At 72.2% G+C, this 18,769-nt stretch carries 18 protein-coding genes; 11 read left to right on the top strand and 7 right to left on the bottom strand.

What is annotated here, in order from left to right; genetic code table 11:
* Nucleotides 1-92: 92 nt before the first annotated feature.
* The 7 genes from J2S55_RS18505 to J2S55_RS18475 all read left to right on the top strand — a co-directional run bounded on the left by J2S55_RS18505 (nt 93) and on the right by J2S55_RS18475 (nt 5,880).
* Nucleotides 93-254, top strand: a complete 162-nt coding sequence (locus J2S55_RS18505) for a hypothetical protein (protein WP_306862347.1) — start codon at nt 93-95, stop codon at nt 252-254.
* A gap of 32 nt (nt 255-286) precedes the next feature.
* A complete protein-coding gene (locus J2S55_RS18500; RefSeq protein ID WP_306862344.1) occupies nt 287-1,051 on the top strand; it encodes an SDR family NAD(P)-dependent oxidoreductase in 765 nt (254 codons plus the stop codon).
* Between the two features lie 50 nt (nt 1,052-1,101).
* Entirely contained in the window at nt 1,102-2,505 is a 1,404-nt protein-coding gene (locus tag J2S55_RS18495) for an FAD-binding oxidoreductase (RefSeq protein WP_306862339.1), read from the top strand.
* On the top strand, nt 2,502-3,713 hold the full coding sequence (locus J2S55_RS18490) for a (Fe-S)-binding protein (protein ID WP_306862336.1): 1,212 nt from the start codon (nt 2,502-2,504) through the stop codon (nt 3,711-3,713). Before J2S55_RS18495 ends, J2S55_RS18490 begins: the two co-directional genes overlap by 4 nt.
* A gap of 162 nt (nt 3,714-3,875) precedes the next feature.
* Nucleotides 3,876-4,286 carry an NUDIX domain-containing protein gene (locus J2S55_RS18485; RefSeq protein WP_306862333.1) on the top strand — a complete coding sequence of 137 codons (411 nt, stop codon included), beginning with the start codon at nt 3,876-3,878 and terminating at the stop codon, nt 4,284-4,286.
* A gap of 150 nt (nt 4,287-4,436) precedes the next feature.
* Nucleotides 4,437-4,658, top strand: coding sequence for a hypothetical protein (locus J2S55_RS18480; RefSeq protein WP_306862331.1), 222 nt, complete (start codon nt 4,437-4,439; stop codon nt 4,656-4,658).
* A gap of 61 nt (nt 4,659-4,719) precedes the next feature.
* Nucleotides 4,720-5,880, top strand: coding sequence for a carboxylate-amine ligase (locus tag J2S55_RS18475; protein ID WP_306862329.1), 1,161 nt, complete (start codon nt 4,720-4,722; stop codon nt 5,878-5,880).
* Here the strand turns inward: J2S55_RS18475 and J2S55_RS18470 are convergent.
* Nucleotides 5,853-7,565, bottom strand: a complete 1,713-nt coding sequence (locus tag J2S55_RS18470) for an NAD(P)-binding domain-containing protein (RefSeq protein WP_306862326.1) — start codon at nt 7,563-7,565, stop codon at nt 5,853-5,855. The genes J2S55_RS18475 and J2S55_RS18470 overlap by 28 nt on opposite strands.
* A gap of 260 nt (nt 7,566-7,825) precedes the next feature.
* On the bottom strand, nt 7,826-8,338 hold the full coding sequence (locus J2S55_RS18465; protein WP_306862323.1) for a hypothetical protein: 513 nt from the start codon (nt 8,336-8,338) through the stop codon (nt 7,826-7,828).
* A 595-nt stretch (nt 8,339-8,933) separates the two neighbouring features.
* On the opposite strand from J2S55_RS18465, the gene J2S55_RS18460 reads away from it, so the two are divergent.
* Nucleotides 8,934-9,329 carry a nuclear transport factor 2 family protein gene (locus J2S55_RS18460; RefSeq protein ID WP_306862320.1) on the top strand — a complete coding sequence of 132 codons (396 nt, stop codon included), beginning with the start codon at nt 8,934-8,936 and terminating at the stop codon, nt 9,327-9,329.
* 613 nt (nt 9,330-9,942) lie between these two features.
* Here J2S55_RS18460 and J2S55_RS18455 read toward each other — a convergent pair.
* The 4 genes from J2S55_RS18455 to J2S55_RS18440 form a co-directional block, all read right to left on the bottom strand.
* Complete coding sequence (locus J2S55_RS18455; RefSeq protein ID WP_306862319.1) at nt 9,943-10,539, bottom strand: carboxymuconolactone decarboxylase family protein; 597 nt, start codon at nt 10,537-10,539, stop codon at nt 9,943-9,945.
* A gap of 336 nt (nt 10,540-10,875) precedes the next feature.
* Nucleotides 10,876-11,388, bottom strand: coding sequence for a redox-sensitive transcriptional activator SoxR (gene soxR / locus J2S55_RS18450; protein WP_306862317.1), 513 nt, complete (start codon nt 11,386-11,388; stop codon nt 10,876-10,878).
* Nucleotides 11,389-12,042: 654 nt separating this feature from the next.
* The gene (locus J2S55_RS18445; protein WP_306862314.1) at nt 12,043-12,555 is read right to left on the bottom strand and encodes a DUF4440 domain-containing protein; all 513 of its coding nucleotides are present in this window, start codon (nt 12,553-12,555) and stop codon (nt 12,043-12,045) included.
* On the bottom strand, nt 12,555-13,466 hold the full coding sequence (locus J2S55_RS18440) for an SDR family oxidoreductase (RefSeq protein WP_306862311.1): 912 nt from the start codon (nt 13,464-13,466) through the stop codon (nt 12,555-12,557). The genes J2S55_RS18445 and J2S55_RS18440 overlap by 1 nt, the downstream gene beginning before the upstream one ends.
* Before the next feature lie 104 nt (nt 13,467-13,570).
* Here J2S55_RS18440 and J2S55_RS18435 point away from each other — a divergent pair, with 104 nt between their 5' ends.
* Complete coding sequence (locus tag J2S55_RS18435; RefSeq protein ID WP_306862308.1) at nt 13,571-14,539, top strand: AraC family transcriptional regulator; 969 nt, start codon at nt 13,571-13,573, stop codon at nt 14,537-14,539.
* Here J2S55_RS18435 and J2S55_RS18430 read toward each other — a convergent pair.
* Nucleotides 14,520-15,734 (bottom strand): serine hydrolase domain-containing protein, encoded by a 1,215-nt coding sequence (locus J2S55_RS18430; protein WP_306862305.1) that lies wholly within the window; start codon nt 15,732-15,734, stop codon nt 14,520-14,522. The two genes, J2S55_RS18435 and J2S55_RS18430, sit on opposite strands and share 20 nt — an antisense overlap.
* Nucleotides 15,735-16,152: 418 nt before the next feature.
* On the opposite strand from J2S55_RS18430, the gene pcaD reads away from it, so the two are divergent.
* Both pcaD and J2S55_RS18420 read left to right on the top strand, forming a co-directional pair.
* On the top strand, nt 16,153-16,893 hold the full coding sequence (pcaD, locus tag J2S55_RS18425; RefSeq protein WP_306875472.1) for a 3-oxoadipate enol-lactonase: 741 nt from the start codon (nt 16,153-16,155) through the stop codon (nt 16,891-16,893).
* Between the two features lie 52 nt (nt 16,894-16,945).
* Nucleotides 16,946-18,679: a pyruvate dehydrogenase gene (locus tag J2S55_RS18420; RefSeq protein ID WP_306862303.1), complete on the top strand. Its 1,734-nt coding sequence runs from the start codon at nt 16,946-16,948 to the stop codon at nt 18,677-18,679.
* The last annotated feature ends 90 nt before the right edge of the window (nt 18,680-18,769 follow it).

Genomic DNA, 18,769 nt, shown 5'->3' with positions numbered 1-18,769 from the left:
GATTCCGAATAACAGAATGCTGGACCGCATTACGGAACTAATGCTAATTTCGACCAGCATCAGCCGTACAGCCGACAGGGACGGTCCCGCCGATGTATCTCGAACTCGACATCCCGGCACTGGTCATCGATCTCGATGCGGTCCGCGCCGACGTCGCCGAAATGGCGAAGGTGGCCGCGGCGCACGGCGTCGAGGGCGGCCGGGCCGTCACCGGACCACGCGTCGCCGCCCGCGGCGCGGTGCGCCGAAGCTGAAGGGGAAGGGGAAGGGGAAGGGGAAGGTCGTCATGCGAGGGCTGTCGGGAAAGCGGGTGCTGGTCAGCGGTGGCAGCAGCGGCATCGGCGCCGCCACCGCCCGGAGGTTCCTCCAGGAGGGCGCCCGGGTCGTCATCGGGGGGCTGGACCAGGCCGAGGTCGACCGGACGGTGGCCGAGCTGACCCCGCTCGGGGAGGTGAGCGGGCTGCCGGGCGACGTCAGCTCCGAGGCCGACGTGGCCCGGCTGGTCGGCGGCGCGGTCGCCGCGCTGGGCGGCCTCGACGTGCTGGTCAACAACGCCGGCACCGCCTGGCGCGAGCCGTTCCTGGAGATCACCCCGGACCACTGGGACCGGATCATCGCGGTGAACCTGCGCGGCATGTTCCTGGTCGCCCAGGCCGTGGCCAGGCACCTGGTGGCGCAGGGGACCGGCGGGGTGATCCTCAACATGTCCTCCACCAACGGGCTCGGCGGGGAGGCGGACTACGCCCACTACAACGCCTCCAAGGGCGGCGTGCTCCTGCTCACCAGGACCATGGCGGTCGAGCTCGGCCGGCACGGCATCCGCGTCAACGCGCTCTGCCCCGGCTACATCCGCACCCCGCTGAACTCGGCGATCTCGGCCGGGCTCGACGACGGCTTCGTCTCCGCCTACGAGCGCGACCACATCCCGCTCGGCCGGGCGGGCCTGGCCGAGGAGGTCGCCGCCGGATACGCCTTCCTGGCCTCCGACGACGCGGCGTTCGTGCACGGCACCGAGCTGGTGATCGACGGCGGCCAGTTAGCGATCATGTGATATCACACCGCCGTACGCCAAGGAGGCCGTACGCCAGGGAGAGAGGGCCCATGAACACCGCCTCACACGGGGAGCCGCTGGACGCCACCCTGCTGCGGGAGCTGCGCGCGATCGTCGGCGCGGACCACGTACGGCACGCCGACGGGGACGTCGCCGCCTACGCCAGGGACGCCACCCCGCTCTTCTCCGCCAGGCCCGGCGCCGTCGTCCACCCCGGCTCCACCGAGGAGGTGGCCGCCGTCCTCAAGCTGGCCGGCGCCCGCTCCGTCCCGGTCGTCCCCCGCGGCGCCGGGTCCAACCTGTGCGCCGCCACCGTCCCCCTCACCGGCGGCATCGTGCTGGTGCTGACCCGGCTCGACCGCATCCTGGAGATCAGCGCCGACGAGCTGCTGGCGGTCTGCCAACCGGGCGTCACCTCCGCCGAACTGGCCGGGGCCGCCGCCGCGCACGGCCTGCTGTACGCGCCCGACCCCGGCAGCAGGACCGTGGCCACGGTCGGCGGCACCATCGCCACGTGCGCGGGCGGCCTGCGCGGCCTCAAGTACGGCGTCACGCGCAACTACGTGCTCGGCCTGGAGGCGGTGCTGGCGACCGGCGAGGTCATCCGCACCGGCGGACGGCTCTGGAAGGACGTCGCGGGCTACGACCTCACCCGCCTGCTCACCGGCTCCGAGGGCACCCTCGGCGTGATCACCGAGGCGACGGTCGCGCTCACCCCGGCCCCGGAGGCCGGTGGCACCGGCCTGGCGTACTTCGCCACCCTGGCCGACGCCGGCCGGGCCGTGGCGCGGATCATCGGCTCCGGCCTCGTCCCGGCGACGCTGGAGTTCCTGGACGCCAAGTGCATCGAGGCGGTCGAGTCCTACGCCCGGCTCGGGCTCCGGTCCGACGCGGGGGCGCTGCTGCTGTTCGGCGACGACGGCGACGCCGCCACCGTCGGCCGCCATCTCGACCGCATGGCCGAGCTCTGCCTCGGCGAGGGCGCACTGGAGGCCACCGTCGCGGGCGCGGCGGCCGAGTCGGAGGCGCTGCTGGCCGCCCGGCGGTGCGCGCTGCCGGCGCTGTCACGGCTGGGCTCGGTCACGATCCTGGAGGACGCCAGCGTGCCCCGCCCGCGCATCGCCGAGATGGTCGGCCACATCGACGCCATCGCCGACCGGCACGGCCTCACGATCGCCACCTTCGGCCACGCGGGGGACGGCAACCTCCACCCCACCTGCGTCGTGGACGCCGGCGACACCGACGCGGTCGAACGCGCGCACCACGCCTTCGGCGACGTCTTCCGCACCGCGATGGAGCTCGGCGGCACCATCACCGGCGAGCACGGGGTCGGCGCCGCCAAACTCCCCTATCTCACCGAGCGGCTCGGTGCCGACCAGATGGCGCTGCTCCGCCGGATCAAGGCCGCTTTCGACCCCGCAGGCATCCTCAACCCCGGAAAGCTGGGCTCGTGAACGGTTTCACCCCCGAACTGCTCGACCGCTGCATCTCCTGCGGCTTCTGCCTCCCCGCCTGCCCCACCTACGCGCTCACCAAGGACGAGACCTCCTCCCCCCGCGGCCGGATCACGCTGATGCGCGCCCTGGAGGAGGGCACCCTGCCGGACAACGACCTGCGGCTCCAGGAGGAGTCGAGCTTCTGCCTCGGCTGCCGGGCCTGCGAGACCGTCTGCCCGGCCGGGGTCCAGTACGGCGCGCTGCTCGAAGAGTGGCGGGACCGGCAGTGGCAGGGCAGCCGCCGTCCCCTGATCGTCCGACTGCTGATGTTCGCGGTGAACGCCCGCCGGCGGGTGTGGCTGATGGGCCTGCTCCGCCGCCATGCCCGCACCCGCCCGGCCCGGTCCGGCCTGTTCCGCCGCCGAGCCCGCACCTCCCCGGCCCCCTCCGGCCCGCACCTGATGCTCGGCTGCTTCGAGCGCGCCCTCTACCCGCAGGTGAGCCGGGCCGCCCGGCGTCTCCACCCCGAGCTGGCGGCCCCGGCGGCGCAGGGCTGCTGCGGGGCGCTGCACGCGCACAACGGCGACTCGGCCCGCGGCCGGGAGATGGCCGTGGAGCTGGGCGAGCGGCTGCCCGGCACGATCGTCACCACCTCCGGCGGCTGCGCCGCCCACCTGGCCGACGTGCTCGGCCGCGACCGGGTCAAGGAGCTCTCGGAGTATCTGACCGGCGAGGAGACCGCCGGCCCCGGACCCGAGGCCGGCGCGGATCCGGCCGGGAGCGGCCGGGACGTCCCCGGCACCGGCGCGGAGGCCGCCGGGCCCGGCTCCGGGACCGGCGCGGACGGCCCCGGGACCGCCCGGGAGCTCCCCCGGACCGGTGCGCGCATCGCCCTGCAGGACTCCTGCCACCTGCGCAACGGCCTCGGCGTCTGGCGCGAGCCCCGGGCGCTGCTGGAGCGGATGGGCGAATACGTCGAACTGCCGTCGGCGGGGACCTGCTGCGGGGCGGCGGGCAGCTACGCCCTCGTCCGGCCCGGCGACAGCAGGCGGATCCTCGACGCCAAGCTCGACGAGATCGAGGCGGCCGGGGTCGAATACGTGGCCGTGGTCAACCCCGGCTGCTACCGCCAGCTCGAACAGGGCCTGCGCCGCCGGAGGTCCGCCGTGCGGGCGGTGCACCTGGCCGAGCTCGCGGCCGGCTCCGTCGGGCCCGCCGACCGCTGAGGGCCTCGCCCGTACGGCGCGCCGGCCGCGGGGCCCGCGGTGGCACCGCTGAGGGCCTCACCCGTACGGCGCGCGGGCCGGCGGTGGCGCGGCGGGTTGATCTCGCGGACCCCGCCTGATGTCGTGGAGCCGGACCCGGCCCCCCGACGGAAGGACCGCCACATGATCGACGCCAGGACCGGCTGGTACTTCATGCACGCCTCGGTCAAGGCCGTGGTGCTGGCGGACGGCGGCGTGCTGCTGTGCCGCAACCCGCGGGACAGATGGGAGCTGCCGGGTGGCTGGCCGGCGGAGGACGACGTCTGCCTGGCGGACGTCGTCCGGCGCGAGGTGCGAGAGGAGAGCGGCCTCGACGTGGTGGTGGGTCCCGTCGTCGGCGCGGAGATCCTGAGCATCGCGGACGCCGGAAAAGTGATCATCATCGCGCTGCGCGCCACGGTCGACGGCCCGGCCGCGCTGCGGCTCAGCCACGAGCACAGCGATCTGCGTTTCTTCCCCCTCGACGAGCTCCCCGAGGACCTTGAGGCCGGATACGCCGGCCTGATCCGCGCGGCGGGCGACCTCCCCGCCTGAGCCGTACGGCTCCCCGGGCCCGGACCGTGCGGGCGTGCCGGGGAGCCGTACGGGCACGTCGGGGAGCCGCACGGGCGTGCCGGGAGCCGGGCGGCTCCGGTTCAGCTCTTCAGGAAGAGTTCGACGACGGGGACCGCGACGTCCGGCCGGGTGACCGGCAGCCGCAGCGTCAGCGTGCTGTCCGGCGACGCCGTCCATCCCGGCGCGCTGCGCGAGGCCGTGGTCGGCGTCCAGGGCTCCTCGGTCACCGTCACGCTCCCGGACGGCGACCGCTTCGAGGTCCGGCCCGCCGCGGACCCCGACGCCCCCCTGATCCGCCCGCCGACACCGGACGGAGATGCCGCTTCGCGCCCGGGAACCAAGATCGGATAGGTACCGTGGCGTCGTAGGCACGCTGCCAATCACGGGCGCTCTGCCCCGGGCGGGAGTAGGAATGACGGCGACCGTGGACTCATCACAGCCAGCGCCCTTCGACGCGCTCTGCCCGCTGGTGGGGGTGGAGGAGGAGTATCTGGTCGTCGACCCGGTGACGCGGGCGGTGGCGCCGCGGGCCGCCGCCGTGGTGGAGCGCGCCGCCGCCGAGCTGGGCGAGCAGGTGGGCACCGAGATCACCCGGTTCCAGGTGGAGGCCAAGACGCTGCCGTGCGCCGGCATCTCCGAGCTGGAGGGGCAGCTACGGCGGATGCGGGCGGCGGTGTCCGCCGCGGCCCGGGACGGAGGGCTGGCCGTGGTCGCCTCGGGCACGCCGGTGCTCGGCGAGGTCGTCCCGCCGCCGATCACCGACCACCCGCGATACGGGGTGGGGATCGGCACCTACCGGGCGCTCCACGACGAGCAGAGCATCTGCGCGGGCCACGTCCATGTGCACCTGCCGGACCGGGAGCGGGCGGTGCTGGTGAGCAACCACCTGCGGCCGTGGCTGCCGGTGCTGATCGCGCTGATGGCCAACTCCCCGTTCTGGACGGGCCGCGACACCGGATACGCCAGCTGGCGGACGCTGAGCTGGGGGAAGTGGCCGGTGGCCGGGCCGCCCCCCTATTTCGCCTCCCTGGCCGAGTTCGAGGAGCTGATCGGCACGCTGACCGACACCGGGGTGCTGGTCGACCCGGGAACGATCTTCTGGGACGTCCGGCCCTCGGCGCGGCTGCCGACGTTGGAGGTGCGGGTGAGCGACGTGCCCGCCACGGCCGAGGAGTCCGCGCTGCTCGCGGCCGTGGTGCGGGGGCTGGTGGTGGTGTCGCTGGAGCGGGTGGAGCGCGGAGACCCGGGCCCGCCCCTGTCGGCCGAGCTGCTGCGGGCGGCATACTGGCGGGCGGCCCGCGACGGCCTGGACGGCCACGGCGTCGACCCGCTGACCGGCCGCCTGGTGCCCGCCGCCGAGCTGTGCGAGACGTTGCTGCGGCACATCCGCCCGGCCCTGGAGCGGACCGGCGACCTGGAGACGGTGGCCGGGCGGCTGGAGCGGCTGCGCGCCGCCGGCACCGGGGCGGCGCGCCAGCGGGCGGCCCACGACAGGCGCGGGCGGCCCGCCGACGTGGTCGACCATCTGATCGACCACCTGGTAAATCAGGACGGCTCGGGGGCGTGGGCCTGATCGGTCTCCGGGGCGTGCGGCCGATCGGTCTCGGCACCATGGGATCGATCGGTCTCGGCACCATGGGACCGGTCGGTCTCGGCACCGTGGGACCGGTCGGTCTCGGCACCGTGGGACCGGTCGGCCTCCGGGACGGCGGGGAGCCAGGAGGTCAGGAACGCGCGTAGCGGCTGCACGTGCCGGACCGGGTCACGCCAGACGGCGAGGAGGTCTTCCAGCAGGTGCTGCTCGGCGACCATCTCCCCGTGCCGCCAGGCCCGGGCGACGGGATGCAGGAAGGCGCTCTCGTCCGCCCGGTCGGGGGTCGGGTGCCGCTGGATGGCGAACACGTCGCCGTGGTCACGGGGCCCCCACCGCAGGGTGAGGGTGAAATACAGGGCGTGCTCGGCGAACCGGCCGGCCGCGTAGTCCTCCGGCAGGTCCTCGTAGTGCCGGATCCGCCCGGTGTCCTGGTCGAGCACATACGTGTCGCACAGGTATTCGAACTGGGTCCACAGCGCCGAGCTGTAGTTCACCCGCTCCAGCATGGTGGCCGTCAGCTGGTCGGGGTCGACCGGCAGCACCCGGTGGTCGAGCGGGGTCTCGTCGTAGCGCTCGGCGAGCAGCCGGGCCATGGTCCGCAGGTTGTAGCGGAACCCGTCGATGAACGCCGAGGAGGCGCCCTTGAAGTCGCGGCCCTGCATCAGGGTGCCGGCGAAGTAGAGGCCCTCGACGTTCGTCGACCGGAAATCGGGGCCGATCGCCGGCATGCGTCCGTTCGGGGCGAGTTCGGGCCGGCAGGAGGGGTCGAAGACGGAGGTGTCCATGGTGAAGCCGGTGCAGCGCAGCACCACGTCATATTCCAGCAGCGCCTTCTCGTCCTCGGCCATGGTGTAGGTGATCTCCACCTTGAACCGGTCGCCCTCGCGCCGGATCTGGTCGATCTCGCACTCCAGCACGCCGTGCAGGGTCTTGAACCAGTAGCTGTCCAGCAGCGCGCCGTACTGGCCCCGCACGTCGCCGGGGTGTTTGCTCGTCCAGGCGAAGCGGACCGGATGCCGGCTGGCGAGATGGACGACCGCGGCGTGGCCGAGGAGGGCCTGGGCGGTCTCGAACGCTGAGTTCCCCTTGCCGATGATCAGCACCCGCCGGCCGGTGAAGTCCTCCGGGGCGATCGGCATGTCCTCGTATCCCACCGCCAGCTCGATCCCCGGGATGTCGGGGATGTTCGGGCCGCCCCAGCCGGCCGCCATGACCAGGCATTCGGCGCGGAACGTCTGCCCTCCGGCGTGCGCGACGAAGAGACCGTCCACCTTCTCGATCCGGTCGACGGGGGTGGAGAAGCGCACGTTGAGGGCGTGCTCGCGCTGGAAGTCGGCCAGGTAGCGCACCATGTCCTCGGCGCACGGGAAGTATTCCTGCGAGTAGCGGGGGAACTGCAGACCGGGCGCGTCGTTGAGCAGGGAGTTCCAGTCCCAGCGCAGGTTGATCTCCGGGTCCTTCTCCCCGGTGTGGACCTTGTTCAGCGAGATCAGCCTGCGGTGGCGCGGATAGCGGCGGAAGAAGCCTCCCGGGGCCTCCTCCCGCTCCAGGGTGAGATAGTCGGCGCCGGCCCGCTGCAGGAAGTAGCTGAGCTGCAGTCCGCCGGGCCCGGCGCCGATGATCAGGTAGCGGTGGACGTGCTCGCCGGATCCCGTCGTCGTCATCGGCCCCGGCCCCCCGCCGCGGCCGTGCCGGTGGTGAGAGCGGTGTGTGGCAAGGGCACTCCTTGTGCGGTCGAGGCGGTCGAGGCGGTCGAGGCGGTCGAGGCGGTCGAGGGAACGGGACGCCTCACGTACGGCGTGGGCGGTCCTGTCGGTCGGCTCGGACTCCCCCGGCGTGGGGCCGGAAGCGTCCGACAGGGGCCGGCGACGTCGTCGCCGGCCCCCGTCTCACGGGGCGACGGTCTGGGAGGAGGGCGCACCGGTCAGGCCGCGGCGGGGGCGCAGCGGCAGGTCATCGCCGCCCGCTCGGCCGGGCTCGGCCTGCGGTGCAGCCACATCGCCACCACCATGGGGGCGAACACGATCGCGTTGTAGAACAGGTGCAGCTCGACCCGGGGCACCAGCAGCTGGATCAGGCTGGTCGGCACCGGCCTGCCCAGCAGGTTGTTGCCGGTCAGCGCCTGCAGGAGCAGCAACAGGTGCTCCAGGTGGTGCCAGACCTGGATGCCCAGCGAGATCGTCCACCAGGTGCGGGCGCGCCCGGTGAAGCCCCGCCGGAGCAGGAGCAGGCCGGCGAGCATGACCAGCGCGTAGCCGTAGTGCATCCACTCGGACGTCACCAGCCACGGGAACGGCCCCCCGAGCACACCGCGCGCCTCCGGGACCGGCCAGCCCATGACGTAGATCTGTACGGCCTGCGCCACGTGCTCGGCCCAGTGCGCCAGCACGATCACCAGATAGACGTTCAGCCCGATCCGGTGGTAATCGGTGTTCATCAAGGTGACCAGACCTGGTCTGGCCGGTAACGCACCTGAGTGGCTCGCCATGGGTTGTCCTCCGCGGGGGTCGGGTCCGCCGGGCAGTGGATGTGTCTCAGCCCCTCTCCCGCTCGCCGCGTGGCGGAGGGACCTTCTCGCGGAGCGGCGCCCGCTCCGGCCCGTCCGCCGGACGGCTGCCGCGGGGGCGGCTGGTCTCGGAACGGTTGCTCTGGGAACGGTTGCTCTGGGGACGGCTGGTCTCGGAGCGGCTGGTCTCGGGACAGCGCGGGAACGCGCCTCCGAATATCGGCCCGTCCGTTTTAAGCGTGATATTGAGCATAAATGGTCCTCTAACGGCGAGATGAAGGAATCTCCACGCCGCCTCAGCGCATAAAACCATCCGTCAAACGCTCATGATCGCCATATTGGCGCAGGCTGTCAACGGCCACTTTCCCGATCGCACGTTTCCGCAGGCCCCGCCATTCTGCACGTCCGACACAGCTATATGGCCCCACGGTAAGTGTGTCCTCACTCCCTTGTCGGGCCCCGCCCGTCAGGCGTAGCGTCACCGACGCCACGCAAATACACCCCAGCTACCACAAGGTGGGCATTCATGACCGAACACCCCAACATCGCCCTTGCCCGTGACAGCTACGACGCCCTCTCCAAGGGAGATCTGGACCACATCCGCGACAATCTGCTCGCCGACGATGTTGTCTTCCATGTTCCGGGCCGTGGCCCCCTCGCCGGCGACTATCGCGGAAAGGACCAGGTGCTGGGTTATCTCGCGCGGTTGACCGAAACGACTGACGGTTCGGTCCGTTTCGAACCGGAATCCATTCTGCCCGGCGATGACCGCGCCATGGCGACGGTCCGGGTCCGGGGAGAGCGTGCCGGCCGGCAGTTGGACGACCGCGGCGTCCACGTTTTCCGCATCGCCGACGGCAGGATCAGCGAGCGCTGGAGCTACCCGGAGAACCTTTACAGCACCGACGACTTCTTCGCGTAACCGGATGGGCCGATCACGCCCCGCCCCGGCGGCCGTCCGGCACTGACCCCGGCCGCCGGTCGATCACAGTGGGCAGACCCGCCGCCGTCCGGCTGTCGCCCCCGGATGTTCCGGGTGGCGCCGGAAACCTCCGCGGCGGCCGGGTCTGCCTCTGGCCTCTGGGCCGGCGTCTCTTCCATCACCTCTCCCACGCCCTCCCACGGTCCTTCTCCTGCTTCCTCCTGCTTCCTCCCTTCCTCCCTGCCCCTCCACGGCCTTTCCGCTTTCCTCTGCCTCCTCCCTCGGTCCTTCTCCTGCTTCCTCCTGCTTCCTCCCTTCCTCCCTGCCCCTCCACGGCCTTTCCGCTTTCCTCTGCCTCCTCCCTCGGTCCTTCTCCTGCTTCCTCCCGGCCCCTCCCACGGTCTCTCCCGGGCACGGGCACGCCTCTCACCAGCCTCCTTCCGCTCGGATGTCCTCCGGCTCCGGCTTCCTCGCTCCGGCCTCCCTCCTCGCTCGGTCTTCTCAGGTCGGTCCTCCTCCGGCTCCGGCCTCCCCTCCCGCTCGGTCTCCTCAGATTCGGTCCTCCTCCGGCCTCCCTTCTCGCTCCGGCCTCCCTGCCGGCTCCGGCCTCCTTTCAGCTCTGGCTCAGCGAGTCGGTCAGCACGGCCAGGTATCCGTCGCTGCGCTGCGCGCGCGCGGCATAGTGCGCCGGGTCGTCGGTGGCGACCGTGGCCAGGCCGTCGACGTAGCGGTTGTACATGCAGAACGCCGCCGCGATCAGCACCGTGTCGTGGATCTCCAGGTCCGTCGCGCCCGCCGCCCGCGCGGCGGCGACGTCCTCCTTGGAGACCTTCTTCCCGCTCTGCTGCACTGCGGCCGCGATGACCAGCAGGGCCCTCAGCTTGTCCGAGACCGGCGCCGCGTCCAGGTCGGCGCGGACCTGCTCCACCAACGTCATCCCCTCGGACAGGTGGGCGGCCGCGATGGCGGCGTGCGTGAAGAAACAGAACCGGCACTCGTTCAGCGCCGACACATACGTCGCGATCAGCTCCCGCTCACCGCGCGACAGGGAATTCTCCCTGAACAGCAGCACCTCCACCAGCCCGTTCAGCGGGAAAGCCGCCTCCGGACGGTATTTGAACAGACCGCGGATCCCGGGCTCGTCGGAGTTAAGGGTGATGTGCGGGGTCGAGGAACCCTCGTGGTTGTACTCACCTGGGCCGTTCCGCACCGGCCATTCGACGTCGCATGGTAAGACTCGGGGAGAAAGTATGTCCGCGAGTTTGTCGGCGACATCCGAGCGGACAATTTTGTCGGTGACATCCGAACGGACCGGAAGTGCGACTGCGTTCGTCATTTCTCGGCTCCCTTGCAGGCTGTTTATCTGTCCTCGCACGGATAACTGTGCGCGCTCCGCGACCTGCGGACCAGACAACCGGAAGTCAGCAACCTGACCGCCGACAACCGCTTCCTGCCAGCCGGAAATTTGACATCCCACACGTGCCGGATTAAACGACCCGACATCAGTCGGTGACCACGGCACGGAATGCTTCGGCGAACATCCCTTTTATGGACGGCCGGCCGGACCCTCGTCTGGGGGATCGCTCCGGCTCTCCTGGGCGAGCCGTCCGCCGAGGAGGCGGCGCGGGCCGGTCCCCTCGTCGCCGAGCCGGTCGTCGGAGTTGCGCAGGACACACCGGTCGATGGACAGGCAGCCGCAGCCGATGCAGTCGGACAGGTCGTCGCGCAGGCGGGTGAGCTGGTCGATGCGGGTGTCGAGTTCGGCACGCCAGGCCGCGGACAGGCGGGTCCAGTCGGCGCGGGTGGGAGTGCGCCCCTCGGGCAGCTCCGCCAGGGTCTCGGCGACCATGCGCAGCGGGATGCCGACCCGGTGCGCCACCCGGATGAAGGCGACCCGGCGCAGGGTGTCACGGGGGTAGCGGCGCTGGTTGCCCGCCGTCCTGCGGCTGCGGATGAGGCCCTTGTCCTCGTAGAAGTGCAGGGCGGTGACCGCCACGCCGGAGCGCGCGGCGAGCTGGCCGACGGTTAGTTCGGCTGCATCGAAAGGGGGTTTGGTCATGGCCGGATGCTACGGGTTGACCTCGACTATGGTCGAGGTTTCTTGTCGGGTGACGACGGCTCAGCCGACGGACACGCCGCGACCTCATATGGCCGGACGGCGGGGACGGGGATCCCGCGTGCCGGCGATCGGGCCGGAGGAGCCGCCGCGCGCCGGGGCCTGATCACGGCCCCGGCGGTCCCGATCAGCACCGTCTCCAGCGTCTGGCGGACGCCCCCGTCCGCCACCGAGGTGGCGTACATGGTCAGCCCGACGAGTGTCGTGGTGGCGAGCAGGATCGCGCCGGAGGCCGCGAGCAGCGGAGCGGCTCGCCGGACGCACGCCGGGACACCGGCGGTGCCCGCCCCGGCATGGAAGCGCTGCCTCCCGCGCGTCCGTCGCGTGCCGCTGTACGCACGTTCCGGCGAATCGGCGCCACAGGCAAGTTTGAGAAGAATACGGTGATAGATCCGATATATCGCGGCAACAGGGAAGTGATATTGAAATCGTGACATTAGCCGTTTCTAGCGGCATTACGACGTGCTGAACTGCGGTTCTGCCCCGGCCGGCCGGAGACACCCGTGGCCCGACGTCCACGCAGCGCCCGGCCCGGAATCCGCACGGCCGGCGCCGGGACGCGCAGCCCGGAACCCGTACGGCCGGCGCCGGGCGCGGCTATGGCTCGGGCGTCCAGGTCTCGTGCAGATGCCGCCAGCGCAGTCCGTGAGGGGCGTCCGGATCGCGGAGGAACACCACGGTGGCACGGCGGTTCCGGTCGGCGCCCGTGCCGTACTGCCACTCCTGGTAGGCGGCGACGAGCAGCGGCCCGGCCGCCGCGACCAGCTCCACCTCCCGGATCCGTATCTCGATCCCGGGCACCCGGCCGTGCGCGGCCTCGACCCAGGCCAGCACCTGTCCGCGGGTGAGCGAGGCGCCGTCCGGCCCGCTGAGCGTGAAGTCCGGCAGATGCGCCTGCGCGAAGGCCGCGAACTCCCCGGCGGTGCGCGGCGTCCTGCCCGACAGCCAGCCTTCGATGATCCCGTGCAGGCGGACGATCTCCGCCCGGCAGGCCGCCGCGTCGGCCGCCCCGCGAGGATTCCCGCTGGCCGTGCCGTGGGCGCCCGTGGCGGCCGCCTCACCCGGGACGTCTCCCGCCGTACCGCCCGCCGTACGACGCGGGGCGGTCATCACGCGGCTCCGGCGAGGGCGTGCCAGGGCTGGGCGGCGATCCAGGCGCGCAGCGGCGTGAGCCGGATCCCCAGGGTCTCCTCCACCGCCCGGTGGTCCACGCCGTACAGGGTCTCGCCGGCGTCGGCGACCCACCGGTAGGTCGCGGCCACTCCGGCCGCCGCGGGGGCGCCGAGCGCGTGGGCCAGCCCCGCCTCGAACTCGGCGGGATCCTGGGCGACGTAGTCGACCCGGCGGCCCAGCTCGGCGGCGAAGGCGGCGGCCAGCTCCGGACCGGTCACCGTGTCGGGCCCGCCGAGGTCGAGGACGGTGCCGGCCAGGCCGTCCCGGGTGAGGGCGGCCACCGTCGCCGCGGCGAGGTCGCCGTGGCTGAGCCACGCGACCGGGGAGCGGGCGGGCAGCGGGTAGCGCAGCACGCCGTCACGGACGAGCGGCCCCGCCGCCCAGGGGGCGCAGAGGTTGTCGAGATAGATCGGCGGGCGCAGGACGACGGTGGGCACGCCCGAACCGAGCAGCGCCGCGGCGGCGGCCCGCCTGGTCTCGAAGGCCGCCACCTCGGTGACGGCCTCCGGCAGGCGGTTGCCGGTGTTGAACACCAGGCGCCGCAGGCCGGCCGCGAGCGCCGCGTCGGCGACGTTGCGCACGTAGGAGGCGACCTGCTCCGGTCCGTAGATCATGGGGAGCAGCACCGAGGCGTGCGTCATCCCGGCGAAGGCCGCCCTGGCCTGCCCGGGGTCGCCGAGGTCTCCGGCGAAGGGCTCCACCCCGTCCGGGAGACGGCCGTGGCCGCCGGCCGAGCGGGTCAGCCCGCGGACCCGGTGCCCCTCCTCCAGCAGCCGCCGGGCGACGGCGCCGCCCTGCGCTCCCGTCGCGCCGACCACGAGGTGGCGCTGCGGCTCGGTCGATGTCATCACATACTCCATCAGTGATCGGGGCTGTGTGCCGGTGACCAGTCTGCGCAGCCCTGTTCGATACGATCGATATAGATGGGTCCCCTGAGATTTAAGGATCGTCCGTGGAATGTGACGGAGATCTGCTGAGCGAGCTGCTCGCCCCACTGCGCCTGCACGGCGTCTTCCACAGCCGGTGGTCGGCCCGGGCGCCCTGGGGCATCGCGGGCGAGCGGGAGCACTGCGCCCTGCTGCACTACGTGCAGGAGGGCGAGTGCACGGTGGAGATGCCCGAGGTGGCCGGGCCGATCCGGCTGCGCGCCGGCGACCTGGCCGTCTTCCCCCGCGGCAGCGGGCACCGGCTCGCCGACCGGCCGGGCCGTCCCACCGTCCCGCTGGCCACCGTCCTGCCCGCCAGGCAGCCCGGCACCGTGCGCACCGTCGAGATCGACGGCCCGGGGCCGGCGACGACCATGCTCTGCGGCGGGCTGCACTACGACGGAGCCGCCGCGGCCCCGCTCTACCACGCGCTGCCGGCGGTGTTCGTGCTCGACCGGGCGATGCTGGAGGGCCAGCCGCTGCTGGCCGACACGCTGCGGGGGCTGGCCGGCGAATGGGCGGACGGCGAGCCCGGCGCGGGGCTGGTGGCGCTGCGGGCCTTCGAGCTGACGTTCGTGCTCGCCCTGCGTGCCGCGCTGAGCGAGCTCACGCTCGGCGAACCGGTGCTGCGCGCGCTGCGCCACCCGGCGATCAGCAGGGCGCTGCTGGCGGTGCACAGCCGGTTCGCCGAGCCGTGGACGCTGGAGTCGCTGGCGGCCGAGGCTGGGCTGTCGCGGTCGGCCTTCGCCGCGACCTTCCGCGACCTCGTCGGCGAGCCGCCGATGCGCCATCTGACCGGCCGCCGGATGCAGGAGGCCGCCCGGCTGCTGACCGAGACGACACTGGCGCAGGGCCGCATCTCCGAACGCGTCGGCTACCGCTCCGGCGTCGGCTTCCACCTGGCCTTCCGTGCCTGGTGCGGCCAGACGCCCGGCGAGTATCGCCGCTCGCGCCCGGGCTCCGGGCTCGCCGCCGTCAGAAGTAGTTCGGCGTGAGGTCGGTCGTCGGCCAGGTGGTCACGGCGCCCGCCGCCTTGCCGAGCAGCGGGTCGATCGAGTCGAAGTCGGGCGTGCCCTCCTCCTCGCGGCGATTGAAGATGGCGCAGTAGCTGATGCCGTTCTGGATCCGGGCCAGGAAGCTGAAGGTGCCGGGCATCGAGCCGTTGTGCCAGGTGTTGAGCCCGCTGCCGTTCGAGCGGACCCACCAGCCGCCGCCGTACCACGACCCGTTGCCGTTGACGCCGATCTCCGGCTTGGCGAACACCTTGGCGATCGAGGCCGCGTTGAGCACCGGCCCGGCGGCGTCGAAGACCATGCCGAACTTCACCAGGTCGACGGCGGAGGCCAGCCAGCCGCCGTTGGCGTCCTGGTTGGGCATGTTGAAGCCGCCGTAGGGGTAGGGCACCACGGTCCCGGAGTCGTCCACCACGCTCTTGTTGGTGTATTTCGAGACGTAGGGCACCTCGGTCGACGCGGCCTCCGTCTTGAGGCTGCGGCCCAGCCGCATCCGGGTGATGCCGACGGGAGCCAGCAGCTTCTGCTGGATGTAGGACTCGTAGCTCGTGCCGGAGACCTTCTCGATGATCCGGCCGAGCAGCATGTAGCCGTAGTTGCTGTAGACCATCTTCGAGCCGGGGTCGAAGTCCAGGGGGCGCGCGGTGGTGTAGCGGATGATGTCGTCGTGACCGATCGGCAGCGGCACGTCCAGCGTGGCGGAGATGGTGTGGTCGATCCAGAGCTGGTCCTTCGAGACGTTCCGGTCCCAGCCGCCCAGGTGCTGCATCAGGCGGAGCACGGTGACCTGCGCGAGGCGCGGGTCGGCCTCGGCCGACAGGCCGAGCAGCGTGGTGACCGGCGCCGACAGGCCGAGCTTGCCGTCCTGGACCAGCCGCATGATCGCCGCGGAGGTGAGGTGCTTGCTCAGGCTGGCGACGCGGAACAGCGCGGTGGGCTGCAGCGGGGGCAGCCAGACCGGCATGTCGCCCGACTTCCGGTCCGCGTAGCGGTAGCCGCGGGCGAGCAGGATCTTGCCCTTCCTGGCCACGGCGAGCTGGGCGTGCGTGATCTGGCGCTCGGCGATGTACGTCCGTATGGCGGTGTCGAACCCGGCCAGCGCGGCGGGCACGGTCCCGGTGCCCCTGATGACGGGTGTGGCCTGGGCGGTCCCGGTGCCCAGAGCGACGGCGGGCACGAATCCCACACCCGCTTTGAGAAGGTTCCGACGGCTGAGCACTGTCACTTCCGACCCCCAAGTCACACGCGTATCACGAGGGTCAGCATCCTAAACGCCCACGAGACCAAATAAACGGTCATATCAGAACTGGTAAATGTGTGGACCGTTTCAATTTCAACGTCCCGGCCGGGCGAGGTCGGCCGGAGTCGGCGTGGAAGGACAGCTCGGAGGTCACGCGGTAGCGGTCGCCCCGACAGATCGAGCGGGTGGACTCGACGATCCGGCCGTCGTCACGCACCTGCCGCGCGTCTCACTGTGTCCAGCCGGGCCGGCCCCGGTGACCGGTCACCGGAGGCACCGCCCACCTGCCACGGCACCGCCGGCGCCCGCTCGGCTATGGTGTGCCCGGCGGGGAACCTCTGTCCGGCAGGTGAGAATGCTGCATTACGAGATCGACGGTCCCGTGACGGCGCCGCCGGTCGTGCTGTCCGGCTCGCTGGGCACCACGCTGGAGATGTGGGAGCCGCAGATGGAGGCGTTGGCCCGGCGCTTCCGGATCATCCGGCACGACCATCGCGGGCACGGGCGGTCACCGGCCGGCGGGCGGTGCTCGATCGCCGACCTGGGTGGTGACCTGCTGGAGCTGCTGGACCGGCTGGAGCTGCCGCAGGTCTCCTTCGCCGGGCTGTCGCTGGGCGGCATGGTGGGCATGTGGCTGGCGGCGCACGCGCCGGAGCGGATCCACCGGCTGGCGCTGCTGTGCACCTCCGCCAAGCTGAACACCCCCGAATTCTGGGCCGAGCGGGCGGACGCGGCGCGGACGGGCGGCACGGCGTCGATCGCCGACGCGGTCGCCGCCCGGTGGTTCACGCCGGGCTACGCCGGGCGCGAGCCGTACGTCGCGATGCTCGGCGGCGTCTCGGCCGAGGGCTACGCGGCCTGCTGTGAGGCCATCGGGGCCATGGACCTCCGCCCCGACCTGGCCGCGATCAGGGCGCCCACGCTGGTGCTGGCCGGCGCCGACGACCCGGCCACCCCGCCCGAGCACGGCGAGCGGATCGCCGCGGGCATCCCCGGCGCCCGGCTGGTCGTGCTGCCCGGAGCGGCCCACCTGGCCTCCGTCGAACGGCCCGGCGAGGTCTCCCGCGAGCTGATCGGTCACTTCCTCGGGGAGTGACCTGGCGAAAACCGGTGAGGTAACCCGATGACGCGATAGGCGAGGGGGGACCATGGGCACCGTTGCGGAGCAGTTCATCGACGTGTTGCGCCAGGCCGGGGTGGAGCGGATCTACGGGGTGGTGGGCGACAGCCTGAACCCGGTCGTGGACGCGATCCGCAAGAGCGCCGGCATCGAGTGGGTCCACGTGCGCAACGAGGAGGCCGGGGCGTTCGCCGCCGCGGCCGAGGCGCAGGTCACCGGGCGTCTGGCGGTCTGCGCGGGCAGTTGCGGGCCCGGCAACACGCACCTGGTCCAGGGCCTCTACGACGCCCAGCGCAGCGGCGCCCCGGTGCTCGCGCTGGCCTCGCACGTCTCCAGCGCGGAGATCGGCACCGGATTCTTCCAGGAGACCCACCCCGGGCGCCTGTTCGTGGACTGCAGCGGCTTCTGCGAGATGATCAGTACGGCCGCGCAGATGCCCCGGGTGCTGCGCACCGCCGTCCAGCACGCGATCGGCCACGGCGAGGTCGCGGTCGTGGTGCTCCCCGGCGACGTGGCGGACCTGCCGGCCAAGCACGACACCGGCACCCACGACGTCCTCACCCGGCGCGGCACCGTCCGGCCCCCCTCCGACCAGGTGGCGGAGCTGGCCAGGGCGCTGAACGGCGCGGAGAAGGTGATGCTGTTCTGCGGCGCCGGAGTGCGCGGCGCGCACCAGGAGGTCATGTCGCTGGCCGCGCGCACGCTGGCGCCGGTCGGGCACGCCCTGCGCGGCAAGGAGTGGATCCAGTACGACAACCCCTACGACGTGGGGATGAGCGGGCTGCTGGGATACGGCGCGTGCTACGAGGCCATGCACGAGGCCGACCTGGTGGTGCTGGTGGGCACCGACTTCCCCTACAACGACTTCCTGCCGGGCAGGCGCACGGTCCAGATCGACCACGACCCCGCGCAGCTGGGCCGCCGGACCCCGCTGGAGCTGGCCGTGCACGGCGACGTCGGCGAGACGCTGCGGGCGGTGCTGCCGCAGGTCGCGCAGAAGACGGACCGCCGCTATCTCGACAAGATGCTCTCCAGGCACCTGAAGACGCTGGACAACGTCGTCAACGCCTACACCCGCGACATCGAGCACCACACACCGATCCATCCGGAGTACGTGACGAGCGTCGTGGACGAGCTCGCCTCCGACGACGCGGTGTTCACCGTGGACACCGGCATGTGCAACGTCTGGGCCGCGCGCTATCTCACCCCCAACGGCCGGCGCCGGGTCATCGGCTCCTTCAAGCACGGCAGCATGGCCAACGCGCTCCCGCACGCCATGGGCGCGCAGCTCGCCGACCGCGGACGGCAGGTCGTCTCGCTCTCCGGCGACGGCGGGCTCGGCATGCTCATGGGCGAGCTCCTCACCGTCAGGATGAACGACCTGCCCGTCAAGATCGTGGTGTTCAACAACTCCTCGCTCGGCATGGTGAAGCTGGAGATGCTCGTCGACGGGATGCCCGACTTCGGCACCGACGTCACCCCCGTCGACTACGCGGCGATCGCCGCCGCGATCGGGCTGGGCTCGGTCCGCGTCGAGAAGCCCGCACAGGTCCGCGAGGCGCTGGCCACGGCCTTCGCGGCACCCGGCCCCTATCTGGTGGACGTGGTCACCGACCCCGACGTGCTCTCGATGCCGCCGCGCATCACCGCCAAGCAGGTCAAGGGGTTCGCCCTGGGGGCGGGGAAGGTCGTGCTGACCGGCGGGGTGGGACGCATGATCGACATGGCCAGGGCGAACCTGCGGAACATCCCCCGTCCGTGAGCGCGCCCCGCCGGAGTACGGCAGGCACCCGGAGCACGCCGCACCGGAGTACGGCGGGCACCCGGAGCACGCCGGATACGGCAAGCTGGT

The sequence above is a fragment of the Streptosporangium brasiliense genome, assembly GCF_030811595.1.
Lineage (GTDB): Bacteria > Actinomycetota > Actinomycetes > Streptosporangiales > Streptosporangiaceae > Streptosporangium > Streptosporangium brasiliense.
This window is presented reverse-complemented; position numbering and strand designations above follow the sequence as displayed.